Source organism: Mesorhizobium sp. M2C.T.Ca.TU.002.02.1.1 (genome assembly GCF_003997225.1).
Genome location: NZ_RZTO01000872.1, coordinates 1 through 2,471 on the forward strand (window position 1 = coordinate 1; position 2,471 = coordinate 2,471).

The window sequence follows — 2,471 nt, forward strand, 5'->3', positions numbered from 1 at the left end:
ATCCGACCGCGCTCGCCGCGCGCGGCATCTCGATCGATCAGCTGCAGGCCGCGATCACCTCGGCCAACAGCAACACGCCGCTCGGCGTCCTGCAGAACAACAAGCAGCAGCTGACCATCACCGCCAACACGCAGCTCGACAATGCCGCCGGCTTCTCCAACCTGATCATCGCCACCAAGAATGGTCACCCGGTGCGGTTGGGCGAGGTGACCCGCGTCGTCGACTCGGTCGAGACCACGACGACGGCAAGCTGGTATGACGGCACGCGCGCCATCATCCTGGCGGTCCAGCGCCAGCCCGACGCCAACACCGTCGAGGTGGTCGACAAGGTCAAGGCGATGCTGCCGTCCTTCCAGGACCAGATGCCGGCGGCAGCCTCGATCAAGCTGCTCAACGACCGGTCGACCTCGATCCGGCAAGCCGTCGACGACGTCCAGTTCACGCTGCTCCTGACCATCGCCCTGGTGGTGATGGTGATCTTCGTGTTCCTGCGCCGGGTGACGGCAACCATCATTCCGGCCGTGGCGGTGCCGATCTCGTTGATCGCCACGCTTGGCGCGATGTTCCTGTTCGGCTTCTCGATCGACAACATCTCGCTGATGGGATTGACCTTGGCCGTCGGCCTTGTCGTCGACGACGCCATCGTCATGCTGGAAAACATCTTCCGCCACATGGAAGAGGATGGGCTGTCGGCCTTCGACGCGGCGCTGAAAGGCGCGCGCGAAATCGGCTTCACCATCATCTCGCTCACCGTCTCGCTGATCGCGGTGCTGATCCCGCTTCTGTTCATGGGCGATGTCGTCGGCCGCCTGTTCCACGAATTCGCCATCACCTTGGCCATCGCCATCGTCATCTCGGCCATCGTCTCGCTGACTTTGGTGCCGATGCTGTGCGCCAGGCTTTTGAAGCCGCCGGCCGCGCGCAGGCCAGGGGCTCTGGCGCGCTGGAGCGAAGGCGCCTTCGATGCGATCGCCAACTTCTATGCCGCCGCGCTGCGCTGGGTGCTCGACCGCCAGGCGCTGACATTGCTGGTGGCGGTCGCGACGCTTGCGCTCACAATCTATCTCTACGTCGTCATCCCGAAAGGCTTCTTCCCGGTGCAGGACACCGGCGCCATCTCGGCCATCACCGAAGCGGCGGGCTCGGCGTCCTATGCCGACATGGCGGCGCACCAGCAGGCGCTGGCCGACGCGATCCTCAAGGATCCCGATGTCGCCAGCCTGTCGTCCTTCATCGGCGTCGACGGCCAGAACATGACCGCCAACAGCGGTCACATGCTGATCAATCTGAAGCCGCGCGACGAGCGCCAGGCCGACGCCAGCGCCATCATCAGGCGGCTGACGCGGGAGACCGCCCAAGTCACCGGGATCTCGCTGCATATGCAGCCGGTGCAGGACCTGACGGTCGATTCCACGATAAGCGCTTCGCAATACCAGTATGTGCTGCAGGATTCCGATCCGGTCGAGCTGGCGGCGTGGACGACCAAGCTCACCGACCGGCTCTCGGCGTTGCCCGAGCTCGCCGATGTCGCGAGCGACAGCCAGCAGAGTGGCCTTGCCGTCGACGTCACCATCGACCGCGCTACCGCCGCGCGCTTCGGCATCACGCCGGCAACCGTCGACAACGCGCTCTACGACGCCTTTGGCCAGCGCATCATCTCGACCATCTTCACCCAGTCCAACGAATACCGCGTCATACTCGAGGCCGATCCGTCGGTCGGCCAGACGCCGGCCTCGCTGGGCTCGATCTATTTGCCGTCGTCCGGCTCGGGCCAGGTGCCGCTGTCGGCGATCGCCAGCATCAATGTCCATCAGGCGCCGTTGTTGGTAAACCACCTCGCGCAATTCCCGGCCGCGACCATCTCCTTCAATCTCGCCCCCGGCGTCTCGCTCGGCGATGCCACGGCGGCAATCGCGGCCGCCGAAAAGGACATGCAGCCGCCCGCCGGCCTGACGACCGGCTTCCAGGGCGCCGCGCTTGCGCTGCAGAGCTCGCTGTCCAACGAATTGCTTCTGGTGCTGGCGGCCGTCGCCACCGTCTATGTCGTGCTCGGCGTGCTCTACGAGAGCTTCATCCACCCGCTGACGATCCTGTCGACGCTACCGTCCGCCACCGTCGGTGCGCTGGTGGCGCTGATGCTCGCCGGCCATGACCTCGACGTCATCGGTATCATCGGCATCGTCCTGCTCGTCGGCATCGTCAAGAAGAACGCCATCATGATGATCGACTTCGCGCTGCAAGCCGAGCGGCTGCAGGGGCTCGATCCGCGCGAGGCGATCTACGAGGCGTGCCTGCTCAGGCTCCGGCCGATCCTGATGACGACGTTTGCCGCGCTGTTCGGCGCGCTGCCGCTTCTCGTCGGCGGCCTTGCCGGCTCCGAGCTGCACCAGCCGCTCGGCATCACCATTGTCGGCGGGCTGATCGTCAGCCAGGTGCTGACGCTGTTCACCACGCCGGTCATCTACCTGTCT

General features: G+C 65.4%; 1 protein-coding gene. It reads left to right on the plus strand.

The features are described from left to right. Window positions 1-2,471: efflux RND transporter permease subunit (locus tag EOD07_RS30730; RefSeq protein ID WP_127237973.1), on the plus strand; the 2,471-nt coding region annotated here is incomplete at both ends.